General features: G+C 65.6%; 27 protein-coding genes. 12 read left to right on the top strand and 15 right to left on the bottom strand.

Annotated elements, in window-relative coordinates:
• Positions 1-4 precede the first annotated feature (4 nt).
• The 3 genes from AABF56_RS09585 (at position 5) to AABF56_RS09575 (ending at position 2,969) form a co-directional block, all read left to right on the top strand.
• Complete coding sequence (locus tag AABF56_RS09585; RefSeq protein ID WP_272805742.1) at positions 5-1,699, top strand: ABC transporter permease; 1,695 nt, start codon at positions 5-7, stop codon at positions 1,697-1,699.
• Positions 1,687-2,718, top strand: coding sequence for an ABC transporter ATP-binding protein (locus tag AABF56_RS09580; protein ID WP_272805741.1), 1,032 nt, complete (start codon positions 1,687-1,689; stop codon positions 2,716-2,718). The genes AABF56_RS09585 and AABF56_RS09580 overlap by 13 nt, the downstream gene beginning before the upstream one ends.
• Positions 2,719-2,789: 71 nt before the next feature.
• Positions 2,790-2,969, top strand: a complete 180-nt coding sequence (locus tag AABF56_RS09575) for a hypothetical protein (RefSeq protein ID WP_272805740.1) — start codon at positions 2,790-2,792, stop codon at positions 2,967-2,969.
• A gap of 133 nt (positions 2,970-3,102) precedes the next feature.
• Here AABF56_RS09575 and katG read toward each other — a convergent pair whose 3' ends face one another.
• Positions 3,103-5,277, bottom strand: a complete 2,175-nt coding sequence (gene katG, locus AABF56_RS09570; protein WP_272805739.1) for a catalase/peroxidase HPI — start codon at positions 5,275-5,277, stop codon at positions 3,103-3,105.
• 168 nt (positions 5,278-5,445) lie between these two features.
• Here katG and AABF56_RS09565 point away from each other — a divergent pair, with 168 nt between their 5' ends.
• Positions 5,446-6,345: a hydrogen peroxide-inducible genes activator gene (locus AABF56_RS09565; protein WP_244769486.1), complete on the top strand. Its 900-nt coding sequence runs from the start codon at positions 5,446-5,448 to the stop codon at positions 6,343-6,345.
• Between the two features lie 13 nt (positions 6,346-6,358).
• On the opposite strand, the gene AABF56_RS09560 is transcribed toward AABF56_RS09565, so the two are convergent.
• Together AABF56_RS09560 and AABF56_RS09555 are read right to left on the bottom strand one after the other, a co-directional pair.
• A complete protein-coding gene (locus tag AABF56_RS09560; protein ID WP_272805738.1) occupies positions 6,359-6,685 on the bottom strand; it encodes a DUF3307 domain-containing protein in 327 nt (108 codons plus the stop codon).
• Positions 6,686-6,944: 259 nt separating this feature from the next.
• Positions 6,945-8,342 carry a M10 family metallopeptidase C-terminal domain-containing protein gene (locus tag AABF56_RS09555; RefSeq protein WP_272805737.1) on the bottom strand — a complete coding sequence of 466 codons (1,398 nt, stop codon included), beginning with the start codon at positions 8,340-8,342 and terminating at the stop codon, positions 6,945-6,947.
• A 151-nt stretch (positions 8,343-8,493) separates the two neighbouring features.
• On the opposite strand from AABF56_RS09555, the gene AABF56_RS09550 reads away from it, so the two are divergent.
• The 5 genes from AABF56_RS09550 to AABF56_RS09530 all read left to right on the top strand — a co-directional run bounded on the left by AABF56_RS09550 (position 8,494) and on the right by AABF56_RS09530 (position 14,521).
• Positions 8,494-9,051, top strand: a complete 558-nt coding sequence (locus AABF56_RS09550; protein WP_272805736.1) for a DUF924 family protein — start codon at positions 8,494-8,496, stop codon at positions 9,049-9,051.
• Between the two features lie 59 nt (positions 9,052-9,110).
• The gene (locus AABF56_RS09545) at positions 9,111-11,630 is read left to right on the top strand and encodes a mechanosensitive ion channel domain-containing protein (RefSeq protein WP_272805735.1); all 2,520 of its coding nucleotides are present in this window, start codon (positions 9,111-9,113) and stop codon (positions 11,628-11,630) included.
• Between the two features lie 146 nt (positions 11,631-11,776).
• The gene (locus tag AABF56_RS09540; RefSeq protein WP_244769490.1) at positions 11,777-12,040 is read left to right on the top strand and encodes a hypothetical protein; all 264 of its coding nucleotides are present in this window, start codon (positions 11,777-11,779) and stop codon (positions 12,038-12,040) included.
• A 186-nt stretch (positions 12,041-12,226) separates the two neighbouring features.
• Positions 12,227-13,054 (top strand): response regulator, encoded by an 828-nt coding sequence (locus AABF56_RS09535; protein WP_244769491.1) that lies wholly within the window; start codon positions 12,227-12,229, stop codon positions 13,052-13,054.
• 177 nt (positions 13,055-13,231) lie between these two features.
• Positions 13,232-14,521, top strand: coding sequence for a GGDEF domain-containing response regulator (locus AABF56_RS09530; RefSeq protein ID WP_272805734.1), 1,290 nt, complete (start codon positions 13,232-13,234; stop codon positions 14,519-14,521).
• A 128-nt stretch (positions 14,522-14,649) separates the two neighbouring features.
• Here AABF56_RS09530 and AABF56_RS09525 read toward each other — a convergent pair whose 3' ends face one another.
• Complete coding sequence (locus tag AABF56_RS09525) at positions 14,650-15,657, bottom strand: GlxA family transcriptional regulator (RefSeq protein ID WP_133032976.1); 1,008 nt, start codon at positions 15,655-15,657, stop codon at positions 14,650-14,652.
• A 298-nt stretch (positions 15,658-15,955) separates the two neighbouring features.
• Here AABF56_RS09525 and AABF56_RS09520 point away from each other — a divergent pair, with 298 nt between their 5' ends.
• Positions 15,956-16,564: a GNAT family N-acetyltransferase gene (locus AABF56_RS09520; protein ID WP_288077890.1), complete on the top strand. Its 609-nt coding sequence runs from the start codon at positions 15,956-15,958 to the stop codon at positions 16,562-16,564.
• Positions 16,565-16,651: 87 nt separating this feature from the next.
• Here AABF56_RS09520 and AABF56_RS09515 read toward each other — a convergent pair whose 3' ends face one another.
• Positions 16,652-16,855: a hypothetical protein gene (locus AABF56_RS09515; RefSeq protein ID WP_244769495.1), complete on the bottom strand. Its 204-nt coding sequence runs from the start codon at positions 16,853-16,855 to the stop codon at positions 16,652-16,654.
• A 105-nt stretch (positions 16,856-16,960) separates the two neighbouring features.
• A complete protein-coding gene (locus AABF56_RS09510) occupies positions 16,961-17,179 on the bottom strand; it encodes a hypothetical protein (protein WP_272805732.1) in 219 nt (72 codons plus the stop codon).
• Between the two features lie 116 nt (positions 17,180-17,295).
• Between AABF56_RS09510 and AABF56_RS09505 the strand changes: the two genes are divergently transcribed.
• Entirely contained in the window at positions 17,296-18,213 is a 918-nt protein-coding gene (locus tag AABF56_RS09505) for a LysR family transcriptional regulator (RefSeq protein ID WP_244769497.1), read from the top strand.
• 194 nt (positions 18,214-18,407) lie between these two features.
• Here AABF56_RS09505 and AABF56_RS09500 read toward each other — a convergent pair whose 3' ends face one another.
• The 8 genes from AABF56_RS09500 to AABF56_RS09465 all read right to left on the bottom strand — a co-directional run bounded on the left by AABF56_RS09500 (position 18,408) and on the right by AABF56_RS09465 (position 25,681).
• Complete coding sequence (locus tag AABF56_RS09500) at positions 18,408-20,480, bottom strand: ASKHA domain-containing protein (protein ID WP_272805731.1); 2,073 nt, start codon at positions 20,478-20,480, stop codon at positions 18,408-18,410.
• Between the two features lie 36 nt (positions 20,481-20,516).
• Complete coding sequence (locus tag AABF56_RS09495; RefSeq protein ID WP_272805730.1) at positions 20,517-20,840, bottom strand: hypothetical protein; 324 nt, start codon at positions 20,838-20,840, stop codon at positions 20,517-20,519.
• Position 20,841: 1 nt separating this feature from the next.
• Positions 20,842-21,807, bottom strand: coding sequence for a methyltetrahydrofolate cobalamin methyltransferase (locus tag AABF56_RS09490; protein ID WP_064330372.1), 966 nt, complete (start codon positions 21,805-21,807; stop codon positions 20,842-20,844).
• A gap of 184 nt (positions 21,808-21,991) precedes the next feature.
• A complete protein-coding gene (locus tag AABF56_RS09485; protein ID WP_272805729.1) occupies positions 21,992-23,086 on the bottom strand; it encodes a methylenetetrahydrofolate reductase in 1,095 nt (364 codons plus the stop codon).
• A gap of 3 nt (positions 23,087-23,089) precedes the next feature.
• Positions 23,090-23,674 carry a methylenetetrahydrofolate reductase C-terminal domain-containing protein gene (locus tag AABF56_RS09480; protein WP_244769502.1) on the bottom strand — a complete coding sequence of 195 codons (585 nt, stop codon included), beginning with the start codon at positions 23,672-23,674 and terminating at the stop codon, positions 23,090-23,092.
• A complete protein-coding gene (locus AABF56_RS09475) occupies positions 23,667-23,969 on the bottom strand; it encodes a virulence factor (protein WP_064330369.1) in 303 nt (100 codons plus the stop codon). Before AABF56_RS09475 ends, AABF56_RS09480 begins: the two co-directional genes overlap by 8 nt.
• A gap of 110 nt (positions 23,970-24,079) precedes the next feature.
• Positions 24,080-24,847, bottom strand: a complete 768-nt coding sequence (locus AABF56_RS09470; RefSeq protein ID WP_272805728.1) for a formyl transferase — start codon at positions 24,845-24,847, stop codon at positions 24,080-24,082.
• Between the two features lie 243 nt (positions 24,848-25,090).
• On the bottom strand, positions 25,091-25,681 hold the full coding sequence (locus AABF56_RS09465) for a DUF1638 domain-containing protein (RefSeq protein ID WP_272805727.1): 591 nt from the start codon (positions 25,679-25,681) through the stop codon (positions 25,091-25,093).
• 92 nt (positions 25,682-25,773) lie between these two features.
• Between AABF56_RS09465 and AABF56_RS09460 the strand changes: the two genes are divergently transcribed.
• The gene (locus AABF56_RS09460; RefSeq protein WP_244769674.1) at positions 25,774-25,908 is read left to right on the top strand and encodes an entericidin domain-containing protein; all 135 of its coding nucleotides are present in this window, start codon (positions 25,774-25,776) and stop codon (positions 25,906-25,908) included.
• Between the two features lie 51 nt (positions 25,909-25,959).
• On the opposite strand, the gene AABF56_RS09455 is transcribed toward AABF56_RS09460, so the two are convergent.
• Positions 25,960-26,655 carry a corrinoid protein gene (locus AABF56_RS09455; protein ID WP_064330367.1) on the bottom strand — a complete coding sequence of 232 codons (696 nt, stop codon included), beginning with the start codon at positions 26,653-26,655 and terminating at the stop codon, positions 25,960-25,962.
• Positions 26,656-26,961: the final 306 nt, after the last annotated feature.

Below are 26,961 nucleotides of genomic sequence, written 5' to 3'. Positions count from 1 at the left end.
CTTCATGTACGGATATGTTCGCCCGGGAAGCAGCCAGCCCATCTGGCTGTTTCCGCTTATCGCAAGCGTGGTCGTCCTTCTCAGCGTGCTGCCCCTCATGCGGCTGGCGGCGACCGGCATCGCCGCGTTTGCCGATGGCGGCGCTTTCGCGGTGCTCACCGATCGCGCGCTCTGGTCGGCGACCTATTTCACGCTCGTCACCGCCATCGTCGGCACCCTCATCTCGCTGGCGATCGGTTCGCTCTTCGCCTTCCTGCTGACCTTGACCGACATGCCGGGCCGGGGGACGCTGGGCTTTCTCTTCGTGCTGCCGATGATGATCCCGCCGCAGGTGACGGCACTCGCCTGGGTACAGATGTCCGGGCCATCGAGCCCGCTCCTGAAGGCGCTGCACATCGCGCCGCCCCTCGGCTCGCCGCAGCCGCTCTATTCGGTCGGGGGGATCGCGCTGCTCTACGGCGTGCAGCATGCGCCGCTCGTCTATCTCGCCCTCAGGGCGGGGCTGATGAACGTGCCCCGCGACGGGATGGAGGCGGCGCGCCTTTCCGGCGCCTCGGCCCTGCGCACGTTCCGGGACATCGTCCTGCCGCTCGCCCTGCCGGGCATGATCGCGGGCGCCACCATCGCCTTCGTCTCCTGCATCGGCAATTTCGGCATCCCGGCGATCCTCGGCATTCCGGCGTCGATCTACACCCTTTCGACCCTCGTCTTCACCAAGTTCGCGGCCTTCACGGATCGCACCTTCGGCGAGGTCGCGCTGCTTTCCGGCGTCATCGCGCTGATCTCGGTGGCGGGGCTTGCCGTGCAGGAGCGCGCGCTCGGCGGCCGGGACTACCGCATTCTCGGCCAGTCCGGCGCGGCGGCATGCCTTCCCGTCGGCCGGTGGCGGTTCGTCTTCCTGCCCGTGCTGGTGATCCTGCTCTTCTTCATGCTGGTCGCGCCCTTCCTCGCGCTGCTCGCGGGCGCGCTGGTGCCGGCCTATGGCGTGCCGCTGACAGTTAAGACCCTGTCCTTCCACGCCTTCGAGGAGGTGCTGCTGCGGCAGGCGATCACCCGGACCGCCTTCGCCAACTCCCTGTTCCTCGCCGCCGTCACCGCCATCGGCCTGCTCGTCCTGTCGGTGCTTGCGGGCTATATGCTGACGCGCCGGCGGGATGCGGCCGCGCGCATCGTGGCGAGCCTCATCGAGATCCCCTATGCGCTCCCCGGCATCGTCGTCGCCGTGGCGTTCATCCTCGTCTTCGCGGCCCCGCTGCCGGTCTTCAACGTGACGCTCTATGGCACGATCTGGATCATCCTCGTCGCCTATTTCGCGAGCTTCTTCGCGGTCAGCCTGAAGCCCGTCGTCAGCGCCTACCGCCAGCTCGACCCGGCGCTGGAGGAGGCGGCGCGCCTTGCCGGCGCCGGCTTCTTCACGCGCCTCAAGGATATCCTGGTACCCCTCGTCGCGCCCGCCGCGGGCGCTTCCGTCATCCTCGTGTTCCTCATCGCCTGCAACGAGCTGACAGTTTCGGCGCTGCTCTGGTCCGCGGGCACGCAGACGCTCGGCGTCGTGATCTACAATCTCGACGACAGTGGCGGCTCCGATCTTGCCTCCGCGCTTTCCGTGCTCGTGGTCCTCATGGTCGTCGTCATGATGCTGCTGCTCGAAGCGATGGCGAAGCACCTGCCGAAGGGGGCGGTGCCGTGGCGAAGCTGATCCTCAACAATGTCAGCAAGGACTTCGGCACCGGCCAGCCGGCGGTGAAGCGTGTCTCGCTCGACGTGCGGGAGGGCGGCTTCCTTGCGCTGCTCGGTCCGTCCGGCTGCGGCAAGACGACCGTGCTGCGGATGATCGCCGGCTTCGAGGCGCCGAGCGACGGCGCGATCTTCCTCGGCGAGCGGCTCCTGGCCGATCCCGCCCAGTCGCTGCCGCCCGAACGGCGCAACATGGCGATGGTGTTCCAGTCCTATGCGCTGTGGCCGCATATGAGCGTGGCCGACAATGTCGGCTATCCGCTGAAGGTGCGCGGCGTTTCGAAGGAGGTCTATCGCCGCCGGATTGTCGAGGCACTCGATACGGTGCGCCTTGCCGATCTCGCCGACCGTCGCCCCGCGGAGCTTTCCGGCGGCCAGCGCCAGCGTGTCGCGCTCGCGCGCTGCCTCGTTACCCAGCCGGATGTCGTGCTGCTCGACGAACCGCTCGCCAATCTCGACCGGCATCTGCGCCAGGAGATGGAGGAGACCTTCCGCGAGTTCCATATCCGCTCCGGCGCGACGATGGTTTATGTCACGCATGACCAGAGCGAGGCCATGGCGCTCGCCACCGACATCGCGGTCATGTCCCGGGGCGAGCTGCTGCAGGTCGCGCCGCCGCAGGAGATCTATGCGCGCCCCGAGGGGCGGCTTGTCGGTAGCCTGATCGGCCGCGGCGCCATCCTTTCGCTCGCCGTGCCCGCCGCAATGCCGCGAAAACTCGACTGGGATGCGATTTGCGTGCTGCTGGGCGCATTCGCGCCTGACGGCGGGGTTCTGGCCGACGTCCTGGTCCGGCCGGAGGATGTCAGGCTGGGCGGCGAAGGGGTCGCTGCGCGTGTGCGCTCATCGCTCTATGAGGGGGAGCGCTACAGCGTGACGCTGGACCTGGCCGACGGCCAGACCCTCCGGGCCTTCAGCCGCGAAAGGCCGATGCCGGGTGACACCATGTCCGTGACGATCACGTCCGCCTGGCGACTCTAGCGAAGAAACTCAGGGAACCAGCGTCCGGCAGAATCGTTCGTCTCTCATCTTTCAATGGAGAACAGGCTGCCATGGACAAGAAGTCTCAGGTTTCGAAGTCGAAGGAAGACAAGCGCCGGGACGAGAAGAAGCCCGGCGTGATCGTTGCCGGCCCCGAGGCGCATGCGCGCGAGCGCGCCGGAAAGGCACCGGAGGGCCGCAAGCCGAAGTCGGGAGACGCGCAGCCGAAGAGTCCGGCAAATCCGTCGTAGGGCGTTTCGGCTTTTTCGCCTTTTTTGCCGGAACTGCTCAGGCCTTGCGGCCTTGCATTCCTGCTGAAGCCTTCCCCCGCCCAGGCGGGGGAAGTGTGCGTGTGGCATCCCGGCCGACGGGATGGCCTGCCGGTCAGGCAGCCAGATCGAAACGGTCGGCGTTCATGACCTTGACCCAGGCGGCGACGAAGTCCTTGACGAACTTTTCCTTGCTGTCGTCCTGGGCATAGACCTCCGCATAGGCGCGCAGGATCGAGTTCGAGCCGAAGACGAGGTCGACGCGCGTCGCCGTGTACTTGGCGGCACCCGTCTTGCGGTCGCGGATCTCGTAGAGGTTGTTGCCCGTCGGGATCCACGAATAGGCCATGTCCGTGAGCGTGACGAAGAAGTCGGTCGTCAGCGCGCCGACGCGGTCGGTGAAGACGCCATGGGCGGTGCCGGCATGGTTCGTGCCGATCACGCGCAGGCCGCCGACGAGCGCCGTCATTTCCGGTGCCGTCAGGCCCATGAGCTGGGCGCGGTCGAGCAGCAGCTCTTCCGGGCTCACCACATAGTCCTTCTTCTGCCAGTTGCGGAAACCGTCGGCCAGCGGTTCCAGCGGGGCGAAGCCGTCCACATCGGTCTGCTCGGCCGTCGCATCGCCGCGGCCCGGTGCGAAGGGGACCATGACGTCGAAGCCCGCGGCCTTCGCCGCCTGCTCGACACCCCAGTTGCCGGCGAGCACGATGACGTCGGCAAGGCTTGCGCCCGAGGCGGCCGCGATCGGCTCCAGGGCGGCAAGCACCCGGCCGAGACGCGCCGGCTCGTTGCCTTCCCAGTCCTTCTGCGGGGCAAGGCGGATGCGCGCGCCGTTCGCGCCGCCACGGAAGTCGGAACCGCGGAAGGTGCGGGCGCTGTCCCAGGCGGTGGCGACGAGGTCCGCGGCCGACAGGCCGGAGGCGGCGATCTTCGCCTTGACGGCGGCGACGTCATAGTCCGTGCGGCCGGCCGGGATCGGATCCTGCCAGACGAGGTCTTCCGCCGGAACGTCCGGGCCGAAGTAACGCGACTTCGGGCCCATGTCGCGATGGGTCAGCTTGAACCAGGCGCGGGCGAAGGCATCGGAGAACGCGGCGAAGTCGTTCTTGAAGCGCAGCGAGATCTCGCGGTAGATCGGGTCCACCTTGAGCGCCATGTCCGCGTCGGTCATCATCGGGATGGTGCGGATCGAGGGATCCTCCACGTCGACCGGCTTGTCTTCCTCGGCAATGACGATCGGCGCCCACTGGGATGCGCCGGCCGGGCTGTGGGTCAGCGTCCATTCATGCTTGAACAGCATCTCGAAGAAGCCGTTGTCCCACTTCGTCGGCTCGGAGGTCCACGCGCCTTCGATGCCCGAGACGACCGTGTTGCGGCCGATGCCGCGGCCCTTCGTGTTCATCCAGCCAAGACCCTGGAATTCCGGGCCGGCGGCTTCCGGATCCGGGCTGAGATCGCCCGCGCTGCCATTGCCGTGCGACTTGCCGATCGTGTGGCCGCCGGCCGTCAGCGCGACGGTTTCCTCGTCGTCCATGCCCATGCGGGCGAAGGTCTCGCGCATCTGCGCGGCCGTCGCCAGCGGGTCGGACTTGCCGTTGACGCCTTCCGGATTGACGTAGATGAGGCCCATCTGCACGGCGGCGAGCGGGTTTTCCAGCGTTTCCGGCTTGGAGACGTCGCCATAGCGGCCGTCGCTCGGGGCGAGCCACTGCTTTTCGTCACCCCAGTAGACGTCCTTTTCCGGCGCCCAGATGTCTTCGCGGCCGAAGGCGAAGCCGAAGGTCTTCAGGCCCGCGACGTCATAGGCGATGGTGCCGGCGAGCGCGATCAGGTCGGCCCAGGAGATCTTGTTGCCGTATTTCTTCTTGATCGGCCAGAGCAGGCGGCGGCCCTTGTCGGTGTTGACGTTGTCCGGCCAGGAATTGAGCGGGGCAAAACGCTGGTTGCCCGTATTGGCGCCGCCGCGGCCATCCGCGGCGCGATAGGAGCCGGCGGCATGCCAGGTGACGCGTGCCATCATGCCGACATAGCTGCCCCAGTCGGCCGGCCACCAGTCCTGGCTGTCCGTCATCAGGGCGCGCAGGTCGGCCTTCAGCGCCTCCACGTCCAGTGTCTTGAGTTCTTCGCGGTAGTTGAAGCCCTTGTCCAGCGGATTGGTCTTCGTGTCGTGCTGGTGCAGGATGTCGAGGTTGAGCGCGTTGGGCCACCATTCCATGACGGAATTGTTGAGGGCGGTGGCGCCGCCGTGCATGACCGGACACTTGCCGGTCGTCGTCGTCTTCGTATCCATTTGGTCCTCCAACGGATTTTCTTGATTCGACAGGACACCGGAAGGGAACTTGCAGGCGCGCCTCTTGGGTCGGCGCCGCGGTGAAGCGTCTTCCGGGTTGCCAAGGCGTAGCAAAGGCCAGTCATAAACTCCAATTGTAAAAACTAAAGGCTCCGATATGCTCAGGTTATGAATGGCCTGACCATGAAACATCTGCGCTATTTCGAGGCGCTTGCCCGCATCGGCCATTTCGGCCGGGCGGCGGAGAGCTGCGCGATTTCCCAGCCGGCGCTCTCCGTGCAGATCCGCGAGCTGGAGGACCTGGTGGGCGTGCCGCTCGTCGAGCGGGGCGGGCGGCGCATCCGGCTGACGGGGCTTGGCGAGGAATTCGCCGAGCGGACGCGGGCGATCCTGCGCTCGGTCGACGAGCTGGAGGATCTCGGGCGGGCGGCGCACGGGCCGATCGCCGGCCGCCTCCGCCTCGGCGTCATCCCGACGGTCGCGCCCTATCTCCTGCCGGACATCATCAAGGCGCTGGCGCGCTTCTATCCCGGCATCGATCCGCGGCCGCGCGAGGCGATCACGCAGCGGCTGATCGAGGACCTGACGGAGGCAAAGCTCGACGCCGCCATCGTCGCGCTGCCGATTTCGGAGCCGGCCCTCAAGGAGATCGCGCTCTTCGACGAGGAATTCGTGCTGGTGCGGCCTCTGGAGGACGCCGGAAAGCCGGTGCCGAGTTCCGACAGGCTGCATGAAATGCGCCTGCTGCTGCTGGAGGAGGGCCACTGCTTCCGCGACCAGGCCCTCTCGGTCTGCAATATCGGGGCCGCGTCGGTGCGCGACCTGATGGAGGGAAGCTCGCTCTCGACGCTGGTGCAGATGGTCGGGGCGGGCATCGGCGTGACGCTCATTCCGCAGATGGCGGTGGATACGGAAACCCGGTCCGCTTCGGTCTGCATATCGGCGCTGGCCGAACCCCGGCCGACGCGGACGATCGGCATGGTCTGGCGCAAGAGCAACCCGCTTTCCGCACAGTTCGCCACGATCGCCGAGATCGTCCGCGACGCGGGCCTCAAGAAGCAGGCCTGAACACGCGGGAACGTCACGGTGTCATCAGGGCGACGCTTGCGACCAGCCAGCCGAGCTTGCACAGGAGGTGGAGGGCCTGGTCCTGTGCGAAGCTGATCTTTCCCCGGATCTTCGCTTCGTCGATCAGGACGTGCAGGACCCATTCGGCAAGGCCGAGCAGGGCGCTTCCCGTCACCAGCAGCACCACGGCGCCGTGGATGCCGGCATGGGCGACAAGGTGATAGGCCCGCAGCGGCCCCTCGACCTTCGCCTTCACCAGGAAGTCCGATTGCAGGGGATAGTCGGCCAGCCAGTGCCCTGCGCACAGCAACAGACCCATGGTCAGAATTTCGTTCGTCATCGAATGAACTGTGCAGGTTGGGCGTTATGGTCATGCCGCCGGCGGCCGGGGATCCATGCAATCGGCGGGGTGAACCGCTGTTCTATTGAACCGTCCGCATCGCGCTGTTCCCTGGGGAACAGGCTGGCCATGCCGATATGTGGCCTTGTATCCATTGGTCCGCGACAATGCGCCGCCCGCCGCGCCAAGGGCCTGCGGGGCGGCCGCGATGCGGCGTTTGACGGAGGAGGGCGGGTGGCCGGCAGCGATTCCGGCGAAACTAGAGCAGGAAGTCGCCTTTGCCGAGCGCCAGCTTGCCGTCGAGGTCGAGGCGAAAATCGGCGGCCTTGTCGCCGTCGATGTCGCCTTCCACGATGGTGACGGCCTTGCCGTTCGCCGTCGCCGTGTACCAGCGCAATTCGCCGGCATCGCCCGTGAAGGCCTTTCCCCGCGCAAGAAGGGTGAAGCTGTGGCCGGCCTCGGGGCCGTTGGCATCGATGGCGGAAAGGTCGATGCGGTCGCGGCCGGGTTCGAAATCCGTGATGCGGTCGCGCGCCGCAAGGCCGATTTCGGCGGCGCTGCGGAAAACGAAGGTGTCGGCGCCGGCCCCGCCCGTCAGCCGGTCGGCACCCGCCCCGCCGTTCAGCCAGTCGTTGCCTGCGCCGCCTTGGAGCCTGTCGTTGCCGGCAAGGCCCAGAAGCGCGTCATGGCCGCGGCCGCCGGAAAGCGTATTGGCGTGCGAGGACCCGACGAGGAGATCGGCGTCGTTGGCGGTCGAATCATGCGCCGTGCCGTCACCCGAGAGATTGCGGAGGGACGCGGAGGCGACCTGCAGCTCCTCCAGCGCCATGCCCTTGCCGATGCCGTGGGCCGCCTTCAGCCGGGCAATGGCGGGGGCATATTCCCCGAAGATTGAATCGATGCCGGAAAACCCTTTGATGCGGCCGGCGGCATCGGCGTCGAAGCGGCTTTCATAGGAGAGGATCTTATCCCGATGGGCGGCATACATGCGGCCGGCATCGAGCGCTTCTGCCGTCGTCGCCGTGCCTTCCCTCGCGAAGAGCTTGAATTGCTCGGCCTCGACGTAACGCCGGTTGGCGATGCCGGCATGGCCGCCGCCGTTGGAATTGTAGCGGATCTCGTACCAGGCCTCCGCCCGGTCGCCGGCAAGGATCGCGGCCTTCAGCTTCGGCCCGAGCAAAGAGGGCGCGTTGTAGGCCATGCTGAACAGCACGGCGCGCTCGGTGGAGTTTGGGATGCCGGCGAGCCATGTGTCGATCGCCGCCTCGTAGCGCGGCGAGAGCGCGGTCAGCGCCGCCTGGATCTCGGCATTCGAGGAGAAGGCGAAGGTCTTCGGCACGCCGGGATCGCGCGTCGCGTTCCAGTCGGCCATGACCGTGTCGAGCCGGCTGTTGAGCAGGGCGGTCTCGCCTTTGGAATAGCTCTGGTCGATGACGGCCTTCAGCTTGGCCTGCAGCGCCGCGCTCCAGCCGCTGCCGGCGATCGCCTTCAGCACGGGTTCGAGATTGTAGCGCAGGTTGAAGCCGATGCCGATCGTCGGTGCCGGATCGGCCGACGTGTCGAGATAGGCGCGCCGGGTCGAGCCCTCCAGTCCGAGGAGCAGGTCGAAACCCGTCTTCCGGTAGGCGGACGTGGAGAGCCCGGTGAATTTCAGCATCGTTTGTCCCGTTTTCATCGCGTTCGGGCAGCCTAGCGCCCGCCGGGTAAAGGCGGCGCTCACGAAAAGGGGAAACGCTTTGCTAACGCCGCCCCTTGCAACCCGGTCGTACACCGCCATATTGCCGCCAAGACGAATGGAGACGGATGGCATGAGCGAGAGCAGGATCAGGACACCGCAGGAGGTCGTCGGCTTCTGGTGCGAGACGCTGACGGCCAAGGACTGGTGGCAATCGACGCCGGCGCTCGACGCGCATGTGCGCGAAACCTTCGCCGAGACGCATTTCGCCCTCTCGCAGGCGGTGACGGCGCCGTGGCGGGCAAGCCCGGAGGCCCGGCTTGCCGCCATCATCGTGCTCGACCAGTTTCCCCGCAACATGTACCGCGCCTCGCCGATGGCCTTCGCCACCGACTGGATCGCCCGGCGCGAGGCGCGTCTTGCGCTGGAGGTCGGCGCCGATAAGGCCGTTTCCTATGACCGGCGGCATTTCTTCTACATGCCGCTCGAACATTCCGAGGCGCTTGCGGACCAGGATCTTTCCGTCGAGCTCTTCGAGGCGCATGGCGACGAGATGTATCTCGACTATGCCGTCCGCCACCGGGACGTCATCGCCGAGTATGGCCGCTTTCCCCATCGCAACGCCTTTCTCGGCCGCGTCTCGACTCGGGAGGAGGAGGCTTACCTCGCCGAGCCGGGCGCCGGCTTCTAGTTCCGCGGGCATGCCGGTTTAAAATGGCCGCATTCGCGGCTAGAAGGGTGCGCAACCGCATGCCTGTGCTGCGTCGTCTGTTTCCGTTCAACGAGGATGGCCTGTTGCCGACCTTCCGCCTTCTCTCCGTCCTTCTTGCGGTTCTCCTGCTTGCGGCCGCGCCCGCCCGGGCGCAGACCGCGGCCGCACCCGCCATCGACGCGACGCAGATCGAGCAGGCGAGCAGCGACCTCGACCGCGCCAGCGGGCAGCTCAACGCGATTCGCGAGCGGGTGGAGCGGTACAAGGATGACGACGCGCGGCTCGTGGAGCTGAAGATCGAGGCCGAAGCGCTGAACCGGACGATCCTGGCCATCTCGGTCGCGACGCGGCCGCGGCTGGAGGCGATCAAGGCGCGCCAGACCGAACTCGGCGACCCGCCGGCCGAGGGCGCGCCGGCCGAAGCCGCCGTCGTGGTGGAGGAACGCAAGAAGCTTGCCGCAGAGCGCAACGAAATCAACGCGCTGACCGGGGAGGCGGAAAACCTTTCCATCGAGGCGACGAAGCTTTCGAACCGCATCACGGAAATCCGCCGCCGGCTGTTCACCGATGCCATCCTCAAGCGCACGGACATCAACACGGCGCTTTTCACGGAGGCCTCCGGTGCGCTCACGAACGAGACGGCGACGCTCGGCCGCACGGCGACGGCCTGGCTGCAGTTCGTCTGGAAGTTCAAGCGCATGCAGCTTCTGGGCGCCGTCGCGCTGTCGCTGGTGGCCGCGCTCGTGCTGCTCTCCGGCGGCTACCGGCTGTTTTCCCCCGTCATCACGCGTGCCGTGCAGCAGCAGAAGCCGCACTATATCACGCGGCTTTCCGTCGCCTTCTGGTCGACGATCCTGCCGAGCATCGCCGTGGGCGCCTTTGCCGGCACGAGCTATTTCTTCCTCGATACGTTCAACGTGCTGCGCTCCGACATCGCGCCGATCGCCTCGGTCGCGCTGGGCGTGATGGTGGCGATCTTCTTCGTGGCGCAGCTTGCCAATGCGGTCCTGTCGCCCGGTGACGGACATTGGCGGCTGGTTCGCGTGTCCGATCGCGGCGCGCAGCTTCTGTGGCTCTTGATCTTCAGCATGGCCATCGTCAACGGCGCCGACTATTTCCTCGGCACGATCAGCGAGGTGCTGGGCTCTCCGGTCGTGCTGACGGTGGTGAAAAGCTTCTTCGCCTCGATCATCATCGGCGCGCTGCTCGTCGTCACCGCCTTCATCAAGCCGGTGCTGCACCAGGGGGAAACGCCCGACGCGCAGGGGCGGCCCTGGCCGCGGTCGATCTTCGTCCTCCTGATTCTGACCGGCCTCGGGCTCATCTTCGCCTCGCTGCTCGGCTATGTCGGCATGGCCCGCTTCATCGCCACGCAGATCGTCGTCACGGGCGCGATCGTGGTGACCATGTATATCGGCTTCCTCTCCGGCCGCGCCGTCTCGGCGCCCAATGCCTTTGCCGAAACGGCGGTCGGCAAGCGGCTGGAGGAGCGCTTCGGCCTGGGCCAGGTGACGCTCGATCAGGTGGGGCTCGCCGCCGGGCTCAGCATCTATCTGCTGATCTTCGTCTTCTTCGTGCCGCTCGTCCTGCTGCAATGGGGCTTCCAGGTCGCCGACATCGAATCCTGGGCCTACCGCATCTTCACGGAAATCCGCATCGGCAGCATCACCATCTCGCTGATCGGCATCTTCGCGGGCATCCTGCTCTTCGTCGCCGGCCTCCTCATCACCCGCTGGTTCCAGAAATGGGTGGACGGCAATGTCCTGGCGCGCAGCCAGGTCGATGCCGGCGTGCGCAATTCCGTCCGCACCGCCGTCGGCTATGCCGGCGTGGCGCTGGCCGGGCTTGTCGGCATATCGGCGGCGGGCATCAACCTGTCCAGCCTCGCGCTCGTTGCCGGTGCCCTCTCGCTCGGTATCGGTTTCGGCCTGCAGAACATCGTCTCGAACTTCGTCTCGGGCCTCATCCTGCTCGCCGAGCGGCCGTTCAAGGTGGGGGACTGGGTGGTGGCCGGCACGACCGAGGGCTTCGTGCGCCGCATCTCCGTGCGCGCCACCGAGATCGAGACCTTCCAGCGCCAGACGGTGATCGTGCCGAATTCGGTGCTGATCAACGGGCAGGTCGGCAACTGGACGCATCGCAACAAGCTCGGCCGCATCGACATGGCGATCAGCGTGCATGCCAGCAACGATCCGCGCAGGGTCCAGGAGATCCTCACCGAGGTCGTGCGCGGGCAGCAGGGGCTGCTGCGCAATCCCGAGCCCACGGTGGTCTTCCAGGCATTCTCCTCGGCGACACTGGATTTCGAGATCCGGGCCTTTCTTGCGGATATCCTCAACGGCACGGGCGTGAAGTCCGATCTGCGGGCCGCCGCCCTCGAACGGTTCCGGGCCGAAGGCATCGCCATCGGCGCGCCGGCGGCGGCGGAAGTGCCGATCAAGATCTCGCCGGAAGGGGCCGATCTCATCACCAGGCTGCTCGACCAGGCGACCCGGGAGAATCGCCGGCCGGCGGCGGGCCGGCGCCGCAAGCCGGCGGAGGACGGGCCTAAGACCTGACCGCCGTGCCCGATTTGCGGCACATGAACGCCGCATTCACGCTCCATTCAGCCGTTTCCCCATAAAACACATGCAAATCCCGGCGCGGAACGATAGTGTTCCGCAAGGGCTTGTGAACAGGGGCGGCGCCGAGGCGCCGGGCAGAGATGAAGCGAATGATCATGATGCTGCTGGTGTCGGCCGCGATGTCCGCTCCGGCCATGGCGGCCTCGGTGACCAACAAGGACGGCGACACCCAGGTGCTCGTCATCGTGGAGGGCGGCAGCCGCATGGAGGTTGCGCTCGAGCCCGGCGCGACGGAGACGATCTGCCCGTCCGGCTGCTTCCTCACCCTGCCGAACGGTGACCGGATCGCGCTGAACGGCGGCGAGAATGTCGAGATCCAAGGCGGCTCGGCTTCGGTCAAGTAAGCTTCGAGGCGGATATTTCCAGCGGCGCGGAAGATCAACCGCGCCGCTTTTCTTTGCGTGACTGCCTTGTGCCCGGGCGGAAGAGTTCCGCCCACCGCTTTTTCATGCCCTCTAAATTTAACGCTTTCGCAAAGGGTTGCGGCTACGTCTTAATCTGGGGAACATCGTTATTACGAAGGCATATCCATGGCATTTGTCGGCATTTCCGGGATGCAGTATTCCGGCGCGTCTCTCTCGCATCACCGCATCCTTATTGCCGAGGACTCGAATGTCTTCACATCCATGATCTCCAAGCGCCTGAAGGAGCTTTTCGACATCGACGTGGAGATTTGCCGCAGCTTCGAGGAAATCGAACTGGCCTATGACAAGTCCAGCGAGAAGATTACGCTGGCGATCTCAAACATCAATCTGCCGGGCGCCGAAAACGGCGAGGCGCTGAACTATCTGGTCGACCTCAGCATTCCGACGATCGTCTTCACCGGCACGTTCCAGCAGAAGACGCGCGACCAGCTGCTGTCCAAGGAGATCGTCGACTACATCCTGAAGGACAATATCTTCGCGGTCGACATGCTGGCCGAATCGGTCTGCCGCTTCCTCACCAACCACAACCACCACGTCCTGATCGTCGACGACAGCGCGACGGCCCGGGCGTTGCTGACGACGCGCCTCAAGCGCTACAACTTCCGCGTCAGCGCGGCGGAAAGCGGCTCGGCGGCGCTCGCCCTCCTGAAGGCGAACCCCGATATCGGCCTGATGATCACCGACTACAACATGCCGGATATCGACGGTTTCGAGTTGACGCGGCGCATTCGCGGCACGGTCGGGTCGCATCAGCTGCGCATCATCGGCGTGTCGTCCTCCACCGATCGCCTGCTTTCCGCCCGCTTCCTCAAGGCCGGCGGCAACGATTTCATCATGCGCCCGTTCATCGACGAGGAATTCTACTGCCGCGTTAATCAGAACCTCGACACGCTGACCCAGATCAAGACGACCCAGCGGCGCCTGACGGCCTGATTCTCCACAGGATTTTCGTGATTCACCCGGATATGTCCCTTACGTAGCGTGAGATATTTCTTCCCGGATTAACCAGTTGGTAAAACCGGTGGTTTGTAATGCGTTCCAGACCGGAACATCATCAGGGTACTGGACGACGTGGGAGTGGATACAAATCCGCAGCGAGGGCCTGCATTCTTGCGCCATTCCGGCCAGCAGGTGCTGCTCGTGGAGGACTCGCGCATGTTCTCCACCGCGCTCAAGTACCGGCTCGAGCGGGAGCTCGGCCTTTGCGTCACCCATTGTTCCAGCATGGCCGCGGTCCGGGCGATCTTCCAGGGCGATGCGCCGGAATTCGTGCTGGCCGTGCTCGACCTCAACCTGCCCGACGCGCCGAACTGCGAAGCGCTCGACTATGTGATCTCGAAGGGCATTGCGCCGCTGGTCTTCACCGGCTCCTTCAGCGATGCGACCCGGGACCAGATCCTCGCGAAGAACGTGCTGGACTATGTCGTCAAGGACAATCCGTCGGCGATCCAGCAGCTGGTGCTCGCCGTCGACCGCATTCTGACGAGCGGCAAGACGCAGGTGCTCGTCGTCGATTCCGACCCGGAGAGCCTGCAGCGGCAGGTGAACCTGATCGCCAAGCAACGCTTCCAGATCATCGCGGTCGAAAGCGGGGCGGCGGCGCTCGATGCGCTTGATTCGCATGGCGGCATCGACATGGTGGTCTGCGATCTCGCACTTGCCGACATGGACGGCTTCGACCTCCTGAACGAGATCCGCCAGCGCCATGGCGACGATGCCGTGCGGGTCGTCGGCCTGTCGACCTCGGAAGACCGCATGGTGGCCGCCCGCTTCCTGCGCGCCGGCGGCGATGAATACATCCAGAAGCCGTTCCTCGTCGAAGAGTTCAACAGCCGCATCTTCCACGTCGCGGCGATCCAGAAGCGCGTGCAGTCGCTGCACCGCATCGCCGCGCGAGACTATCTCACCGACATCTACAACCGCCGCTACTTCTTCGAGGCGGGGCCGCGGCTCGTCGACCAGGCGCTGCGCCGGGGCGAGCCCATGTCGATCGCCATCCTCGACATCGACCATTTCAAGCGCCTCAACGACACCTATGGTCATGAAGTCGGCGACATCGTGCTGAAGGCCGTCTCGCGCCGGCTCAAGCACCGGGTCGGCGACCGCCACCTCCTGGCGCGGCTCGGCGGGGAGGAGTTCGGCATCATCTTCCACGGCCTGGAACTGGAAGGGGCGCTGGACTATTGCGAGCGGCTGCGCCTGGAGCTGGCGGCCCAGCCGATCAATGCGGACGGCGAGCCCCTGACGATCACCGTCTCCGCCGGCCTTGCGGCGATTTCCGGCCGGGAAACCTTCGACAACTACCTGAACGCCGCCGACCAGTTCCTCTACATGGCCAAGCATGCCGGCCGGAACCGGGTCTTCTCCGAACTGTCGCTGATGAGCGCGCTGGCAAGCTGAGCCCCGCCGCGGCGGGGCCTGGAGCGTTTCCGCTTTTCTCCGGATCGCGAAAAAGCTCCATCCTCTTGTTTCGCCGTAGTTCCGGACGCAAAACCGCTTCGCACTTTTGCTGGAACTGCTCTAATCGATCAGCGGGCGATGGCCGACAGCGTCAGCTTGCGCTCGGCGCGCTCCTGCTGGGGCGAGCGGTTGTAGAGTTCGCGGTAACACTTGGAGAAGTGCGAGGCGGAGACGAAGCCGCAGGCGACCGCCACTTCCACCACCGGCATCGAGGATTGCACGAGCAGGTGGCGCGCCCGGTCAAGCCGGATCTCGAGATAGTAGCGGGCGGGCGAGCGGCCCATCTCCTGGCGGAACAGCCGCTCGATCTGCCGGCGCGAGAGGTCCGCGCTGTCGGCGATCTCCAGCAGCGACAGCGGCTCGGAGAGGTTGCTCTCCATCAGTTCGATGATCGACAGCACCTTGGCGTTCTGCACGCCGAGGCGGGCGCGCAGCGGCAGGCGCTGGCGGTCGTGCGGCCCGCGCACGCGGTCGGTCAGCGCCTGTTCGCAGACGCGGTTGACGAGGTTCTCGCCGAAATCCTGGTCGATCAGGTTCAGCATCATGTCGAGCGATGCGGTGCCGCCGGCACAGGTATAGATGTTGCTGTCGATCTCGTAGAGGTCGGCATAGACGTCGGCCTGCGGGAAGGCTTCGGCGAAGCCCGGCAGGTTCTCCCAGTGGATCGCGCAGCGCTTGCCGGTGAGCAGGCCCGCCTGGGCGAGCACATGGGCACCGGTGCACAGCGAGCCGACGGCGATGCCGCGGTTGTAGACCTCGCGCAGCCAGGCATTGACCGACTTGTTGGAGAAGTCCTCGACATAGATGCCGGAACAGACCAGCACCATGGAGGGGCGGTTCTCGCCGCCGAGATATTTGCGCTCGTCGGCGAGCGAGGAGTTCACCTCGATGCCGATGCCGCTGGAGGAGAGCACCTGCTGGCCGTCCGTCGAGGCGAGACGCCAGGTATAGGCCTCGTAGCCGAGCATGCGGTTGGCGATGCGCAGGGTCTCGATCGCCGCCGAGAAGGGCAGCATGGAGAAGTTGGGCACCAGGAAGAAGACGAGAGAGCGCTTCTTGACGTTTGGCTTGTTCATCGGAGTGTCCATGCTGGAGGCGCGATGTCGCAATCGTTGCAGGCTGTCCGGCAGGCGCGCTAGTATTTTTGCGACACCGAAAGGGATGGTTACGACTGAATCCCACTGCGTATCGCTGAAATGCCAGTGCCTTCCGGCGGAATTGTGTCCATGCCTTCGCACTTGCACATTTGCGACCCTGCCGCCGGCATCGTCCGATTGCGACAGCTTGCCCCGATACACGGGAACCGCGTCGTTCCGTTTGACAACCACGCCCGCCTCGCGACATAGGAAGCAGGATTTTTGCAGGGTGATGTCGATGCTGCCAGATGGATATTCGGATGTGCCGGCGGGCAAGCTCGCCGCCGTGGTGACCTGCCTTGAAATGCGGGCACCGCCGCCCGAGCGCGCCGATCCCGAACAGGCCGGCATCACGCTCGAGCGCATCGCCCGGCCGGAGATCGCCTGGTATCGCGACCTCTACGGCCGCATCGGTGCCGAATGGCTCTGGGCCTCGCGCCTTGCCATGGCCGAGGCCGATCTCGCCGAAATCCTCCATCACCCGGATGTCGAGGTCCATGCCGTGATGAAGGACGGGCGGGGCGAGGGGCTGCTGGAGCTGGATTTTCGCGAGGCGGGCGTCTGCGAGCTCGCCTTCTTCGGCCTGACGCCGGCGATCATCGGCAATGGAACGGGGCGCTGGCTGATGAACCGGGCGATCGCGCGGGCCTGGTCGCGGGAGGGACATCCGCCGATCCGCCGCTTCTGGGTGCATACCTGCACGCTCGACGCGCCGCAGGCCCTGTCATTCTATATCCGCTCCGGCTTCACGCCCGTGAAGCGTCAGGTGGAGGTCTTCGACGATCCGCGGGTGACGGGCATCCTGCCGGAAACGGTGGCGCCAAAGGTGCCGATCCTGCGGCCATGAAAAAAAACCGCCGGAGGGACGTTTGACGTCAGCTCCGGCGGTGTTCGGCGTCGTCTTCCTTTGGCGGGTTGCCGCTACAGTCGTCCGTCATCGTGTGGTCTTGTCCCACGAACGGAAGCCTATGTCCTTGCGCTGGTCGAAGGACAGGCCTTCCAGCTCGCGCTCGGTGCGATAGCGCCGCCAAGCGGAGACGATCCGTTCGAAGGCATCCCGGACGGGACGGGACAGGCTGCCGGCGTGACGGGTGCCAGACGCACGCCGTACCGGACGATGTTCCAATGCTATTGCCATTTCAGGGTCCTTTCGAGCTTGGGAGGTTTCGAAAGGTCGCGACCTTGATCGTGACTATGTCGTAACCTCATGCATCAATCAAACGAATATATTTGATTGGATTGATCAGTGTTCCTCATGGTTGGCAACGGCCGGCCAGTTGATGTCGTCCTTGAGGTAGGGCGGCAGCTGCGCCAGTTCCTCGGCCGTGTGGCGGGCCGCATTGCGCCGGCGGCGGGCTTCGATCGCGTCGCCCACGAAGCGCCGTATTGCGTAGTAAAATCCGTTTCCACGAACCGTAACGGCGAGATCGGCGCCGTTCGCGTATGATTTCTGCGTATCCATGGCGTTTTTCCTTTCACTCGTTGGCTTGTGAGGTTGACTATCCGCCCATCTCGGTTTTCAATCAAACGAAATGAAGTGACAGTTTGCTTCAGATTTTCTGATCCATGGAGGTAGGCATGAACCTGCTGATGCGCCAGACGCTCCCCTTGCTGGAACTCGACATCCTGAAAACCTTCGTGGCGATTGCCGAGACCGGCAACTTCACCACCGCCGCCGAGACGGTGCACCGCACGCCGTCCGCCGTCTCCATGCAGATCAAGAAGCTGGAAGAACTGCTCGGCTGCACGCTGTTCCGCCGCGATGCGCGCTCCGTGGTGCTGACGCATCATGGCGAGGTGCTGCTCTCCTATGCGCGCCGCCTGATCGCGCTCAGCAACGAGGCGGTGTCGCGCTTCATGATGCCGGAAATGAACGGCGTGGTGCGGCTCGGCGCGCCGGACGACGTCGGCGAGCTCATCCTGCCGGAAGTGCTGCGCCGCTTTGCCGAGACCTATCCGTCGATCGCCGTCAACGTGTCGATCGAGACGAGCGGCAACCTGCGCCGCGCCGTCGCCGAGCGGCGGCTCGACCTTGCCATCTTCAATGCCACCGACGGCACGATCCCCGTTCCGGGCGAGGTCCTGCTCAAGGAACAGCTCGTCTGGGCCGGCAAGAACTGCGGCAATGCGCATCTGAAGAACCCGCTGCCGGTATCGGTCTGGGAAGAGGGCTGCATCTGGCGTGCGCGGGCGCTGGAGGAGCTGAGCCGTTCGGGCCGCGATTTCCGCGTCGCCTATTTCTGTGCCCATCACATGGGCCAGCGCGCCGCGATCCGGGCGGACCTCGCGGTCGCGCCGCTGGCGCGCTTCCTGGTGGGGGACGACATGGTGGCGCTCGGCGAGAAGGACGGCCTGCCGGATCTCGGCCACTACCTGATCGGCCTCGTCGTCAACGAGGAGGCCGAGACGCCGGCGCTCGCCGTGGCGGACTATATCCGCGCCGCCTTCGCCCGCATCGAGCGCCGGCCGATGGACATGCTGCAGGTCGCCTGCTGAGACAGGGGCGGCTGATACCCCTCTCTGCCCTGCCGGGCATCTCCCCCACAAGGGGGGAGATCGGCAGGAGTCGGGCACCTTGCTTAAATCGCATCGCTCAAGATGGGCGAAACGCTGCTCCATCCAATCTCCCCCCTCGTGGGGGAGATGCCCGGCAGGGCAGAGGGGGGCAACTCCGAGCCCGGAGGCCGCCGCTATTCCCTGCTGCGCCGCCTGCGCCGCCCGCCACCTTCGCCGCCGCCGTCGTCGGCCAGCACCTTGCGCTCCGGCAGGGTCACCACCTTGGCAAGCTCCGGGAAGGGGTCCACCTTGTTGGGCAGCGCCATGGCGTTGACGAAGAGCTGCTGGAAGCTGGGCTCCAGCGCCGTCTCGATCTTCTCGATGCGGGCCACGGTGCGCTCGATCTCGCGGCGGTGGTCGCGGTTGAGGAGGGCCATGAGCGCGCCCGTGCCGGCGGCATTGCCGACGGCCTTCACCTCGTCGAGGTCGCAGTCCGGGATGAGGCCGAGCACCATGGCGTATTTCGGATCGATGAAGGAACCGAAGGCGCCGGCGAAGCGGATCGTGTCGACATGGTCGATGCCCTGCTTTTCCATGAGCAGCTTGATGCCGGCATAGAGCGCGGATTTGGCGAGCTGGATGGCGCGGATGTCGTTCTGCGTCACGGTGATGCGCGGTTCGCCGTCGTGCAGGAGATAGGAGAAGGTACGGCCGTTCTGAAGGATGCGCGGGCTCCTCTCCGCCATCGCGCCATCGACCACGCCGTCCTCGGAGATGATGCCGGAGAGATACATTTCCGCGACGACCTCGATGATCGCCGAGCCGCAGATGCCGGTGACGCCGACGCTGGCGGCGGCCTCGGCGAAACCGTCCTCGTCCGACCACTTGTCGACGCCGATGACGCGGAAGCGCGGCTCCAGCGTCGCGGGATCGATGCGCACGCGCTCTATCGCGCCCGGGGCGGCGCGCTGGCCGGAGGAGATTTCCGCGCCCTCGAAGGCAGGTCCCGTGGGCGAGGAGGCGGCAACGACGCGGTTCCTGTTGCCGAGCACGATCTCCGCATTGGTGCCGACATCGACCAGCAGCATCATGCGATCCTGCCGATAGGGGCCCTCGGCGAGGGTCGCGCCAGCGGCATCCGCACCGACATGGCCGGCGATGCAGGGCAGGGTGTAGAGCCGGGCGCCGCGGTTCACCTCGATGTCGAGTTCATGCGCCCAGTATTGCAGCGCGCCCGACACGGCGAGCGCGAAGGGCGCCTGGCCGAGCTCCGTCGGGTCGATGCCGAGGAAGAGGTGGTGCATGATGGGGTTGGCGACGAACACCATGTCGAGGATGTCGTGCCGGTCGACCTCGCCTTCGGCGCAGACCTTGCCGATCAGGCCGTTGACGGCCTCGCGCACCGCCTTCGTCATGGCTTCCCGGCCGTCCGGGTTCATCATGACGTAGGAGACGCGGCTCATCAGGTCTTCGCCGAAGCGGATCTGCGGGTTGGACGTGCCGGAAGAGGCGACGATGCGGCCCGACAGCAGCGAGACGAGATGCATGGCGATGGTCGTCGAGCCGATGTCGCAGGCGATGCCGTAGGCCTCGTTCTTGAGGCCCGGATAGAGGGCGACGATGAAGGGGCGCGATGAATCCATGTCGCGGTGGATGGCGGCGGTGACGCCCCAGTTGCCCTTGCGCAGGATCGACTGCACCTGCGGGATGAGGTGGGGGGCGATGAGCAGGTCCTTCCAGCCCCAGTCCTTCTCCAGCATCACCTTCAGGCGGTCGAGGTCGCCGAGCGGCTTGTGCATGTCCGGCTCGTCCACCTCGACATAGCAGAGCTGGATGGCGGCGTTGCGCTCGATGACGCGATCCGTCGCGGCCTTGCGCACGACCTGCGCGTTGATGACGGTGTCCTGCGGCACGTCGACGACGAGGTCGCCGAGGATGAGGGCGGAACAGGAGAGGCGGCGGCCTTCCGGCAGGCCGCGGATCTTCTCGTAGCGCTCCTCCTTCGGCCCCTTTTCCGAGATATGGTCGAGCGAGGAGACGATCTTGTGCTTGGCGAAATTGCCTTCCTGCACCTCGATCTGACAGCGCCCGCAGGTCGCGCGTCCGCCGCAGACGCTCTCGACATAGACGCCCAGCTTGCGCGCGGCTTCCAGGACCGGCGTGCCGACCGGGAAGCGGCCGCGCTTGCCCGAGGGCATGAAGAGGACGAACGGTTCCTTTGCCGAAGCTTCCGTCATGTTGGTCTCGTTCTCACCTTCGATGCGCATCGGTCGTACTTTCTCTTGGGCGTCAAGCGGCGCATCTCAGCCCTTCTTGGCCGAGAGACGTCGCACATTGCGGCGCACGCGCTTGCCATAGGGTTTCAGCGCGGCTTCGGAGACGGCGCGGGCCGTGGCTTCGGGCGAGGCCGCCGTCATCATGGCCTTGGCAACAGCAAAATTGGCTGCCACGACGCTTTCCGCCGTGGCAGCCATCTTTTCGGTGACCATCCGGGTCATCTCGGCGGTGTTCTGCGTCGATCCCGTCAGCGCCGCCATCTGCATCTCGTGGCAGCGCATGGCGATCACGAGAGGCGCCTCCAGCCAGAGGCTGAAGGCGTCGCGACGAAGCTGGCGCCTGCCGGCCACGTTATTCTCGCGCCGCGCCGGCGCCGGCGCGGGCTGCGCGGCCGCCACGGCGACCGCCGCCGGCTGCCGGTGCTGCGGATGCGGCCGCGACGGCGCCGCCTTCGGCGGGCTTGTGGTCGCGGTAGGTCATGATCCAGTTGGTGCAGTTGGCATCCGTGCCGTTGAGCACGTTGGCGGCGCGCACGGCCTCCATTTCCTGCGGGCGGCAGGGGTTCATGATGGCCGAGGTCATGCCGGCGCCGATGACCATGGGGATGAAGCCGGCATTGATGCCGTGGCGGTGCGGCAGGCCGAAGGAGATGTTGGAAAGGCCGCAGGTCGTGTTGACCTTCAGCTCGTTGCGCAGGCGATAGAGCAGCTGGAAGACCTGGCGGCCGGCATCGCCAAGCGCCCCGATCGGCATGACGAGCGGGTCGACGACGATGTCGTGCGGCTTGATGCCGTGGTCCATGGCGCGCTCGACGATCTTCTTGGCGACGGCGAAACGCACGTCCGGGTCCATGGAGATACCGGTCTCGTCGTTGGAGATCGCGACGACCGGCACGTCGTACTTCTTGACGAGCGGCAGGATGGCTTCGAGCTTCTCCTCCTCGCCGGTGACGGAGTTGACCAGCGGGCGGCCCTTGGCGACCTTCAGGCCGGCCTCGATGGCGGCCGTGACCGACGAGTCGATGGCGAGCGGGATATCGACGAGGCCCTGGACGATCTCCAGCGTCTGCACCAGAAGGCCCGGCTCCGTCTCGTTCGGGTTGACCGAGGTCACGCCCGCATTGATGTCGAGCATGGTGGCGCCGGCGGCGACCTGTTCCAGCGCGTCCTTGATGACGGTCTCGAAATTGCCGGCCTGCATTTCCGCGGCCAGCTTCTTGCGGCCGGTCGGGTTGATGCGTTCGCCGATGACGCAGAAGGGCTGGTCGAAACCGATGACGATTTCGCGGGTGGCCGAGGCGACGATGGTGCGTGTCATATAGGGTCCTCTGGGGCGGGGCGCTGGGTCTGGTCTAGCGCGCGATTTCCGGTGTTGCAATGCTGGCGGCGGGCGGAGAGGAAGCCCCCTCATCCGGCCCATCGGGCCACCTTCTCCCCCTGGGGGAGAAGGTGCCGGCAGGCGGATGAGGGGGATATCTCCAACATAGGCGTTCGTCTTCCGGTCAATGGGGATGATGGGCGGCGGTCTCGGCCATCTGCTGCTGGTTCTGTTCGACGCCCTGGCGGGTCCTTTCGATGCGTTCGGCAACGAGCTGGTCGACCGGGTTCGGCTCGCGCTTCCAGGGCTGGCGGCCCTTCAGCACGCCGGAATCATGCACGATCTCCGCGACATATTCCTCCTGCCGGTAGGCCATGACGTGAATGCCGGAAACGCCCTCGATCTCCTTCACCTCGTTGATGATGTCGATGCAGAGCTGCTTGCCTTCCTTCTTCTGGTCCTGGGCGCCCTCGAGCCGCGCGATGACGGAATCGGGAATGTGGATGCCCGGCACGTTGGAGCGGATCCACTTCGCCGTCTTGGCCGAGGCCATCGGGCCGACGCCGACGAGGATGTAGCATTTCTCGTCGAGGCCGAGGTCGCGCACCTTCTTCATGTATTCGCGGAACATCGGCACGTCGAAGCAGTACTGGCTCTGCACGAACTGCGCGCCGGCCTCGATCTTCTTGGCGAGGCGATAGGGGCGGAAGTCGTAGGGCGGGGCGAAGGGGTTGATCGCCGCGCCGAGGAAGACCTTCGGCGGCGTCGTCAGCTTGCGGCCGGAGAGGAACTTCGAATTGTCGCGCATGATGCGCACGGTCTCGAGCAGCGACATGCAGTCGAGGTCGAAGACCGGCTTTGCGCCGGGTTGGTCGCCGGCCTGCACGCCGTCGCCGGTCAGGCACATGATGTTGCACACGCCCATGGCCGCGCCGCCGAGCACGTCGCCCTGGATGGCGATTCGGTTCTTGTCGCGGCAGGCGATCTGCATGATCGGCGCATAGCCCATGCGGGTGAGCAGCGCGCAGATGCCGACGGAGGACATGTGGCAGTTGGCGCCCGACGCATCGACCGCGTTGATGCCATCCACCCAGCCGTCGAAGACCGCGGCGCGCTCGTAGACGTCTTCCGGATTGGCGCTGTCGGGCGGGTTGAGTTCCGTCGTGACGGCGAATTCGCCGCGGCGCAGCACGCGCTCCAGCCGGCCGAGCGAGGAATGGCCGGGCAGGGGATCGAGCGGCAGGTGCGGGCCGAGCGGGTTTTCATCGATATGCGCCATGGATCAGGCGTCCTTTCCGGCAGCGGCGGCTTCCCTGGCCGCGGCAGCCTCGGCCGTCACGCGCAGCCAGGAGGAGGTTTCGCGCAGCGACTGGTTCACCGGTTTCTGCACGTTCATGATGGCATCCCCCTTCGCCATGTTCTGCGATCCCTTCCAGGCCTGGACCCAGACGCAGGGCATGTCCGGCTCCACTTCGCAATTGCCGTTGGCGCGAACGCCGCCGCAGGGGCCGTTGCGAAGCTGCTTGGGACAGTTCATCGGGCAGGACATGCCCGTGGACGACAGCGCGCATTGGCCGCACATGCGACAGTCGAAGAGAAAACCCTTCACATGGCGTTCGACGAAGGTGATCGGCCGCTCGACGCGCTGGTAGCCGAGAAGCTTCCAGACGGGGTGCAGCAGCAGGAAGCCCTGGGCGAAGCGGTGGTAGAACCACTCGAAGAAGCGGGAATGGCGCACGGCCCACAGGCGGACGGTGTATTTGTGCCGGGCCCGGCGGCTCGGCGACACACCGGCCGGGGTGAAGGCGCCGGTGGCGGCCTTCTTGGCGGGGGCGGCATTGCCCGGTTTCTGGACGGCGTCAGCCATTGTCGCGGCCTCCGGCCTTGACGAGGGCGACGAGCCGCTCGCGGTCATAGGCGGCTTCCAGCTCGGCCGCGGCCCTGTCGGCTTCCGCCTCCAGGTCGTCGGAGACCGGAACGGGATCGGCCTTGCGCCATTCGGCGAGGTAGTCGTCCGTTTCGGCCGCGCCGGTGCGCATGGCGCACATGTCGATCGCCTCGGTGAAGCGCAGCGACAGTTCCCGCTTGGCGCTCGTGCGGCCCTTCTTGATGATGACCTGGGCGGGGATGTCGCGCCAGTAGACGATGATGCGGTCTGCCATGTCGAAAATTCTCCTCGCGCTGACAATGCGGTCTGGCCGCGCCGCGGGCTTCACTCGCCACGACTGCCCCATGCTCAAAAACGACGCGGGATTCGACTATACAGAAGGTTTTACCAGATGCCGCGGGTCACGCCGTTCCAGAGCCAGGTCCAGATTGGCGGATGATACCATTGCCGCGAGGGCGCCGCTATTTTCAATGGCTTGAGATTGCCGGCCGCCGCATTGCGCATCGCCTCGACGATGATGCCGGTCGAGGCCGCCGTCTGGAGCAGCGGATAGGTGTGCATCGTGTCGCGTTTGGAAGGTTTGACGCGCTGCTGGTAGAGCACGTCGCCGGTGTCGACGCCGGGATCGACAAGATGCACGGTGGCGCCGAAATTCTCCTCGTCGCGCGCGATGCGCGCCCAGTAGCCGCCCTGCAGGCCGCGATATTGCGGGTTGATGCCGGCGTGGAAGTTGAGGACGGGGCAGGGGATCGCGGCAAGCGTTTGCGCCTTCATCATGCGGCAGCTGACGAGGAGCAGCGCCGCCGGGTGGATTTTCCCGAGTGCTTCGAGAAGTTCGGGGCTGTTGGCGGAGGGTACTGCTATGCGGCGAATTTGCGAATCGGGCGAGGGGTTTACGCCGAACTCCTCGATGATTTCCTGAGCGCGTTTCGTGGTGAAGCGCTTGCCGTATTTCGAGACGACCATGGTCGCGAGCTGGCCGAGCGCCTGCACCCAGCCGAGCTTCTTCGCCCGGCGCCGGATGAAGAGCTTTTTCGATTCGGGCTGTTCCTCGATGACGACGAGGCTCGGGAAAGCGGCCTTGAGGGCGTTGACGACGATTTCCGGGTTGGGGCCGGGCTGGATCAGGAGGGCGATGGTCGGTGCCGTCATCGAGGAGCCTATGCATTTGCGTCCGCCCCTCATCCGGCTGCCGCCACCTTCTCCCCGCAAGCGGGGAGAAGGAAATGCCGCGTCGGTTTCCTCAATCATGACCGGTTCGTCGGGCACGTTCCCTCTCCCCGCTTGGGGGGGGGAGGGTTAGGGTGAGGGGCAATTTCGGCCGACACTGTCGCGCGCGGAGTTTATCGCCGTCTTAAGGCAAGGCGGCATCCGGCCGGATTGGCTAACCGTTCCTTACCGCGCGCGCAAAAGCTCGCCCGTCAGGTCGCCGTAGCCGGTGAAGCGGTATTCGTAGGCGAGGCCGAGATAGTCCGCCGCCTCCTTCGCCTTCTGCTGCAGGCCCTCGTCCTCGACCTGCGAGAGATAGACGAGCTTCTCGTAATTGCCGAAATACATGTCCTTCAGCTGCGGATAACGGTCGAGGCCGAGCGGTTCGATGACGAAGGCGCGGAACTGGCGGGCGAGGAAATCGGTGAGGAAGAAGGAGGTGACGTCGTCGTCCTTGGCCGCAAAGGCCTCGTTGCCGGCGAAGAAGGAGTAACAGTGCGGGCCGGCGATGCGCTCGACGCCCTCGCGCTCGCAGAGCCGGTCGAGCAGGCCGCCGGTGCCGCAATCCGCATAGCCGACGAAGATGCGCGAAAACCCCTCGGCGCGCGCTTCGGCGACCGCCTGCTCCACGCCGGGGGTGATCTTTTCCGGATGGGCGTGCCAGATGGCGGGAAGACAGAGAAGGTCGATATGGGAAAGACCGTTCGCCTCGCGGATTGCGAGGACCTCGCGGGCGATGGCGCCGCAGGCGATGACGCGAACTTTTTCCGCGTTCATGCGTTTACCGGTGGGATTTCCATCCCGAAGTTCTGCGTCAACCACATCCATGAAAAGGGACTCCAATCATGACTGGGACGAACCTGACCCGTATGACCATCGTTCTCGCCGCGCTCCTGGCGCTCAGCGCCTGCGGCAACACCATTCGCGGCATGGGGCGGGATACGGCCAATGCCGTGGATGCGACGCAGGCCGCCGGCCAGGACATCGACAACGCCGCAAACTAAAGGTCGTCAGCAGACGGCGCCGATTCAAGACCGGCGCCGTCGAATTCACGATCAGCCGGCAAGCATGTTGTGCTTGCGCTTCATGAATTCCTTGGCGGTTTCCACGGCCACGGCCGCATCGCGGCAGTAGGCGTCGGCGCCGACGGCCTTGCCGAATTCCTCGTTCAGCGGCGCGCCGCCGACAAGAACGACGTAGTCGTCGCGCAGGCCCTTTTCCTTCATCGTGTCGATGACGACCTTCATATAGGGCATGGTGGTCGTCAGCAGCGCCGACATGCCGAGGATGTCCGGCTGCTCGCGCTCGATGGCTTCGAGATAGTTCTCGACCGGGTTGTTGATGCCGAGGTCGATGACGTCGAAGCCGGCGCCTTCCATCATCATGCCGACGAGGTTCTTGCCGATGTCGTGGATGTCGCCCTTGACGGTGCCGATGACCATCTTGCCCTGCTTCGGCGCGCCGGTGGCGGCGAGCAGCGGGCGCAGGATCGCCATGCCGGCCTTCATCGCATTGGCCGAGAGCAGAACTTCCGGCACGAAGAGGATGCCGTCGCGGAAATCGACGCCGACGATGCGCATGCCTTCGACGAGCGCCTGGGTCAGGACGTCGTAAGGTGCCCAGCCACGCTCGAGCAGGATGTTGGTTCCTTCCTCGATTTCCTCCTTCAGGCCGTCGTAGAGGTCGTCGTGCATCTGCTGCACGAGCTCTTCGTCGGAGAGATCGGCGAGAATGATTTCGTCGTCGGACATGTTGTTTCCTCGTCTCCAGTGGCGCTGCGGGCGGCAGGCTCGTCGTACAAGAAATATCCTTCCTCTTGCGCGGACCTGATTTCGAAAGCGACGTCGCATATGGTGAAAAGCGACCCGCCGGACGCTTCTGTCATCCATAACGCGTAAAGCCGTGAATTGACAGTGCAAACCGAGGGATGGCGCTACGATCGCCGTCGCAATCCGGCTATAGTCGCCACGGTGCCGATATCCAGCGTGCGCCACCGCTTGGCGCTTTGAGAACCGTCCCGCCCCGGCGGCTTGCTAGCATAGGACGAGAGGCGCTTC

The organism is Shinella sp. WSC3-e, from assembly GCF_945994535.1.
Taxonomy (GTDB): domain Bacteria; phylum Pseudomonadota; class Alphaproteobacteria; order Rhizobiales; family Rhizobiaceae; genus Shinella; species Shinella yambaruensis.
This window is presented reverse-complemented; position numbering and strand designations above follow the sequence as displayed.